Source organism: Prevotella conceptionensis 9403948 (assembly GCF_000312305.1).
GTDB classification, from domain to species: Bacteria; Bacteroidota; Bacteroidia; order Bacteroidales; family Bacteroidaceae; genus Prevotella; species Prevotella conceptionensis.
In genome coordinates, this window is the sequence record NZ_HE999459.1 from 10,260 (window position 1) to 16,622 (window position 6,363).

The 6,363-nt window shown below is 48.7% G+C and carries 6 protein-coding genes; 5 read left to right on the top strand and 1 reads right to left on the bottom strand.

Annotated features, from left to right (window positions below; all coding sequences use genetic code 11):
* From BN93_RS15200 to BN93_RS15215, 4 genes are all read left to right on the top strand, one after another.
* A partial coding sequence (locus BN93_RS15200; RefSeq protein ID WP_044261090.1) for a TonB-dependent receptor domain-containing protein occupies nt 1–590 on the top strand: 590 nt, incomplete at its 5' end.
* Between the two features lie 13 nt (nt 591–603).
* Nucleotides 604–1,800: a hypothetical protein gene (locus tag BN93_RS15205; RefSeq protein WP_019189141.1), complete on the top strand. Its 1,197-nt coding sequence runs from the start codon at nt 604–606 to the stop codon at nt 1,798–1,800.
* 12 nt (nt 1,801–1,812) lie between these two features.
* A complete protein-coding gene (locus BN93_RS15210) occupies nt 1,813–3,480 on the top strand; it encodes a hypothetical protein (protein WP_019189142.1) in 1,668 nt (555 codons plus the stop codon).
* A gap of 301 nt (nt 3,481–3,781) precedes the next feature.
* Nucleotides 3,782–4,537, top strand: coding sequence for a hypothetical protein (locus BN93_RS15215; RefSeq protein ID WP_044261091.1), 756 nt, complete (start codon nt 3,782–3,784; stop codon nt 4,535–4,537).
* Here the strand turns inward: BN93_RS15215 and BN93_RS15220 are convergent.
* Nucleotides 4,524–5,060 (bottom strand): hypothetical protein, encoded by a 537-nt coding sequence (locus BN93_RS15220; protein WP_157462902.1) that lies wholly within the window; start codon nt 5,058–5,060, stop codon nt 4,524–4,526. The two genes, BN93_RS15215 and BN93_RS15220, sit on opposite strands and share 14 nt — an antisense overlap.
* Nucleotides 5,061–6,030: 970 nt before the next feature.
* Here BN93_RS15220 and BN93_RS18805 point away from each other — a divergent pair.
* Nucleotides 6,031–6,258 (top strand): hypothetical protein, encoded by a 228-nt coding sequence (locus BN93_RS18805; RefSeq protein ID WP_044261092.1) that lies wholly within the window; start codon nt 6,031–6,033, stop codon nt 6,256–6,258.
* Nucleotides 6,259–6,363: the final 105 nt, after the last annotated feature.

The following is a 6,363-nucleotide window of genomic DNA, read 5'->3' on the forward strand; positions in this document are numbered from 1 at the left end:
AAGAAAAACGCCTGGCCTACGTAACCAACGTTAACCGCGACCGCGCCCACCTCGTAGGTTTCGATGCCGCCCTGCAACTGTATCCAGATGCTTGGTGGCCCGTCTTGCGCGGCATTTCGCTGTCGTCGGCATGGAGTTACGCACAGGGCGAGTCGTCTTCGGGCATGAGCATGCTCAGCGTTCAGCCGCTTGCCGGAAACCTAGGGCTAGCCTACACCAGTGCAAATAAGCGTTGGGAGGTTAACGCCAAGATGAATTTCCACTTCGCCAAGCCCATTTCGCAAACCACATTTTGGGACCGCGATGCCTCCGGACGCGACATCATTCGCCGTTTTCCTGCCGCATTTTTAGAGAACGCATACACCTTCGACCTCTATGCCTACTATAAAATAGGTGGCCACATCACGCTGAGGGCGGGCGTGTACAACCTTCTCGACACCCAATATCACCGTTGGGACGACCTGCGGCAGCTCACCAACCCCGCCTTGCTGGGCAACATCAACCTCTTCTTTAAAGACGGGCGCAAGTCGCTCGCACGCTTCACACAACCTCGCCGCTATCTATCGGCGGCCATAGAAATTAACATTTAAAACCCCGCATATAATGAAACACATCGTTTTGGCGGCCTTGTCGCTCGCCACTTTGTTCGCTGCATGCGACCAACGCAACGTTATAGATGTACACCAAGAGGCCACCGTGCCCGATCTGAACAACCCCGTGGTGCAGAAACTCACCTCCACCACATGGTTCAAAGACGTGAACCTGAACATTCCCAACGACTCGTGGAGCAGCACCAACTTCAGCAATAAGGCCTCTGGCCCATTCGAAGGCATGCTCTACTCTATGGCATGGCTGGGTATGGAGCTGCAAAGAGACGGCACCTCCACGCTCATCTTCTATCCACCGCTTACGAAATACCAATTCCTTCTTTGCAGGGGCAAGTGGAAAACATCGCCAACCGACCCCAACACCGTTATCATCGACACCAAAACACCCGTGGGATATGCCACCTTACGCGTGAAGGTGATGGACCTGCAAACCAAAGACAACGTGGCCATGATACGCGCATACGTTGACGTAGGCGACCGCGTGATGATGATAGACTTCTTTAACGGAGGCTCGGTGCTCGAAGGCGGCTCGCCAACAGAGTTTCCCGACCTGCGCAACATGGGGCAAGCATGGTTCGACGGCATGCAAGTTAGCCGACAACCCATAGACAAGGCCCTGTTCAACAACACCGCTTGGGAAATGTCGCCCTATTCAAGCGAATCGGAAAGTAAATTCGAAATACCCCAATTGGCCATCCGAACAACTTTCGTTAACGACTTCCTCACCAAGACGCCATCCCTTGTTTACGGGGCGGAATTCAACTTCGCACAAGACGGCAACGTGTACATAGACATCCCCTCGGTGGTAAAACAAACGGCGTTTCGACCCTGGGCATCACAGGTTGAAGACAAGAACATCATGGTAAAAGGCACTTGGCGCACGCAAGGCAACCGCATTATCGTTGAAACAAACGAGCTTCCGTTCATCAGTGTGGGCGAAGAACTCTTCCGTGTTCCAACAGACCAACGCCCGCTCGACGTGCTACTCAGCAACGACAACGGCGATGCCGTGAAGGTTTGGAAAAACTATTACTACATCATCGAGTACATCAAGTCCACAAACACGGGCGCATGGTTCCGCATTTCATCGCCACAAGAAACCTATTATCTCTTCATGCTTAAGCAGCCCATCGCCACTTTAACCGATGTTAAAGGCGTTAGAGAAACCGCAAAAACGTTGACACAACCCTAACACAAAGCTACAATGAACAAAACATATATCACACTGGCCGCCACAACGGCCCTGGCACTTGCCCTGAACTCGTGCCAAAAGGGCGACTTGCTCAACGTCGTTCAAGACGATGTGGAGCTGAACGAGAACACCGCCCAATATCAGGAATTCATCAAAGAGCGCGTTACCGACTACGCCCGAGCTTACCGCTTTGAGCAGGCACGCGCCAATTTGCCCAAGCTTACCGACGAGGCTAACCGCAAAGAGGGCGAACGCATCATCAACTTCTACCACGCAAAAGCCCTCAAAGACGGCTTCGCATACCTCTTGCCCAACGGCGACTCGCTCTTCTTAAAGATGAAAAACGAAGAGAACCTGCCGCCAGAAAAGATAGAGCATATTCTGCAATTCAACCAGTATGCCGAGTTCAAAGGCCTGGGGCAAGACGTTACGTTGTGGGGAGCAGGCAACTTTCCAAACACGAAAAGCATTTACATAACCGAGGCGCAGATAACAAAAATGCTCGACCTAGACAAGCTTACAAAGCTAGAAGAGGTGCGACTAATCTTTGAAGCCGGCAACTTCGATTACACGCTTTGGTTTCCCAACCGCCCCTTTAAGCCCATAGACGTAAGCGGATACGACTTCTCGAAGAACGACAAGATAACATGGATGGAGTTTAAGAATTGCGATCTCACGGCAATAAAAGCTCCCACAAACGTGTTCCCTATGTTTAAAGCAAGTTATTGCGAATACAACGCAAACACCATCAACACCCCGAGGGCGCGCAAAATGCAGTTCGAGGATTGCAACATCCTAGAACCCGACATAAAAGTTACCAATCCCCACGTGCGCAGTTTAACCATCACTGCCTATCCTGATGCAAACAACAGGGGTATTCGCACGTTCGACATTAGTGCTAGCCGCATTAACTATTTCTCTATTTATCAGCCAGACAGCAAGCAACATGAAGTAGAGGAGGTTAAGCTCAATCAGTATCTAGACACCCTCGAGATACTAGGCCTGGGCAATAGGCAGAAAAAAGCGAAAATCGTGGGCCTAGACAAGATTAACAAGCTGAAACGACTGGCATACAACTTTAACGTGTGGCCCATGTTGCCCCAAGACATACCCTGCGCCGTTACATCTCTGAGCCTACCAGCCAGCAGCACGCCAGACATCAAGGTAGGAACGAAGATAGACTATACCAAAGTGCAAGGGCTGCGAGAGCTAGAAGTCCAACAATTCATCACAGACAACACCATTTACCCCGAAAACTTGGACTCGCTTGTTCTCAAACCCCTCAGCTATATCGACCCCGTTAAGAAGTTAGACCTTAGCCATACCAAGCTAAAAAGGTGTGAGTTGTATTTCGGGTGGACAAGAGGCATGGAAGAAAGTAGGCCAGACATGCCCCGAATTGAGCTTATAAAAATGCCAACCACGATAGAAAAGCTAGATTTAAGCTCGATAGAAACCGATGTTCTAGACCTTACGGGCTTAGACAATCTTAGGTTTTTAAGGATAAATGATGATCTTGTCAACCCAATTAAGCGGATTATCTTCCCCAAGAACCTTAAACGAAGCAACTTTAAGGGCGAATTCGACTTCTTTCTAAGTGTGGATAAAACCAAAACAGAATTGGTAAACTACCCCAAATGGGTTAAAACAAACGAGAATGGTTATGAAGTTGCTAAGTAAAAACCGAACATATTTTGCAAAACTGGTAACAAAAAGAATAGAATAAAACACTCTCCTCCCCTCTCTCCACCAAGAGAGGGGGCGAGTGTTCTTGTGGAACGAGGGGGCAGTAAGCCGACTGTAAGTTGACATGCCAACGCACTAGCAAGCAAATAAGCAGCCAAACAAACACATATCTGCACAAACCCACATCTTCGTAAACCCGTAAAACCACGTTCGCATAAAGCCACAAACCCATATCCTCATCAACACATAAACTCATAAACTCACAAACTAAAATCTCATAAACCAACACAACACTATGCAAAAAAAAGCAATTCGCTCCCTACTATGGATGCAGGCGCTGCTTTGCGCCATGTTCTTATTTTCGTGTTCTAACGACGACGACAACAGCAACGCGCCCCTACCAAAACCCGACCCCAAGGAGTTGAAGGTGGAAGTGGCCGCAGACACCAAGGCCAACACCGCCACCGTAAACGTGGCCAATGCCCCAGCCGAGGCATCGCTAAGCCTGGTTTTAGACGTTAAAAGGGGTAAACCACTAGACCAAGCCACAGCAGACAAAAACGGAACACACACCTTTAAACTGCTCCTGCTGGCCGGTTACGAGCAAAAACTGAAACTGGTAGTGAAAAGCGGAGCCACCAGTGCCGAGGTGAAAAACCTGACTTTGCCCGCCGCCGAAGAGCAATACGCCGACGAACAAATTGCACAAGGCTTGCAAAAACACAAGTGGCTGTCCGACCAAAAGCGTTCGCGCATCATCGTAGACCACACTAGCTCAAACCCCTACCACATGTTTGTCAACATGGCCGTAAAGCATTTCGAGTTCCTGCCCAACTACAAGTTCAACTTTACCGTGACCTCTCCTAAGTCGATGACCTTCCCCGACGGCAAATGGAGCGTTAAGAACAAGCGCGTAGACATAGACACCCGAATACCCCTGGGCCCGATGCTCCTGCGCAACTCGCGCATACAATCCCTCACCGAGAAAGAGATGGTGATGCTGACCGAGGTAGACGGCGGATTATTCCTCCTTTGGTTCACGGCCGAATAAACGGCACTACCTGGCCGCAAGTCAGACTAACAGTCATCATCCAAGCTCCACTTACCCCCGTTTTGCCGACATTCGGCGTTTGTAGGGGGTAACCCAAGCACCTCTCCCAGTTGCATGGTTCGCCATGCCGCTGGGAGATTTCTTTTTGTAAACGTGCGTTCGGCATAAAACCCAACGCGCCTTCATGAGGGAGTTCAGCGCATCGGCAAGCCCCATTTCGTACAAAGGCTTGCACACACAGGGGGTCTTTACTTCGGTGCTTAAAGCCAACGTCAACCATTTCTCCACCAATACCCGTTTCTGCCCCAATCGGTTTGCACCCCAAAACCCCACCAACAAAAAGCCGCTTGCGCTTTTGTTTTGTACAATTTTCGGTTTGTTTTTTAACATTATGAGTGCCTTTTTTGCCCACCAATCGCCCACTCGCCGCAAAAAATCGATTCTCGCGAGGGTTTGTTTCGATGCAAAAAGGGGCTAACCAGCGGACACTACAAAATGTATTTTTATTTAAAGAGGCCATCATTTGCACCAGTTTTTGGGTTGTTTGCTGCCAAATATAGTGCGTTTTGATGCTAAATGCAGTGTGTTTTGGTGCTAAACGCAGTGCGTTTTGGTGCTAAATGCAATGCGTTTTGGTGCTAAACGCAAGGTAAAATGGTGCAAAATGCAGTGCGATTTGTCGCTAAAGGCAAGGCAAAAAGCATAAATATCCGCTGTAATGGTATAAATAAAACCTTTATGAACCATGAAAAACAAGGCCGAAAAGGGCAAAATAGTCGTTAAAAAGTGGGATTTTGGGGGCAAAAATCGGATAATTGGGCTTTAGAAAAGACGAGCCGGCAACCAAACTAGAAAGCCAAAATGGTGCAAAATGCAGGTTTTGCACTTAAAAACAGACAAAACGGAAGACGAAAAAATCTAGAAATAGTGGCCTTTTGCCCACTTTTTAACCAACATTCTCGCTAGAACGGAGTAAAAATCGGAGCGATATTGTAAAACAAAAATAATATTTTTAAGATTTTGAGATAATGAGATGGTGAGTTGACAAGTTGAGGAGTATGTAAGTGCTCAAGGTGATGAGGTTTTGAGTTGGTGGGTTGATGAGTTGATAAGTTGAAGTGTTTGCATGTTCTCGAGGTGATGAGGTGACAAGGTGTTGCACTGGTGAGGTGGCAAGTGGATGAGGTACTGAGTTAATAAGGTGTTGAATTAATGAGGTGCTGAGTTGATAAGTTGATGAGTTTGTAAGTCTTAGGGTGTGTATCGATCGGGTTGAAGACGAACCGCAAACCAATCTACCGCACAGCCTCCGTTTGCGGTCATACGTGGTTTGTCTGCCCGTCGTAAAAGCCGCGCGCCCTCTTAATCGCAACTGATTTATGTTTATAATGTTTAAACAACACTCGCATTTTAACCAGTTCTTCCAAACAATTCATAATTTTATCAACCCAAATTAGCAATCACATCTCTAATTACAAAAAAACAAAATCAACATGGAAGTACGCTATGAAGTAAAGCACGGCCTGTTTGCACTGCTCTTAGCAAGCTGCACGGGGCTATGTTTGCCCCTTCGAGCAAATGCCGAGAGCCACGCCGCGCCCTCGTTAAGGCCACTTGCGCCGGTGCAAACCATCGACGTTACGGGTTACGTTCACGATGCCAACGGCGAGCCCGTAATAGGCGCCGGCGTGCAGGTGGTGGGGTCGAACTGGCCACCGTAACCGACATCGACGGCCGTTTTTCGCTCGCAGTGCCAGCAGGCAGCAGCCTGACCATAACCTACATCGGCTTTACGCCGCAAGAAGTGAAAGCCAAGGCCACGCTCG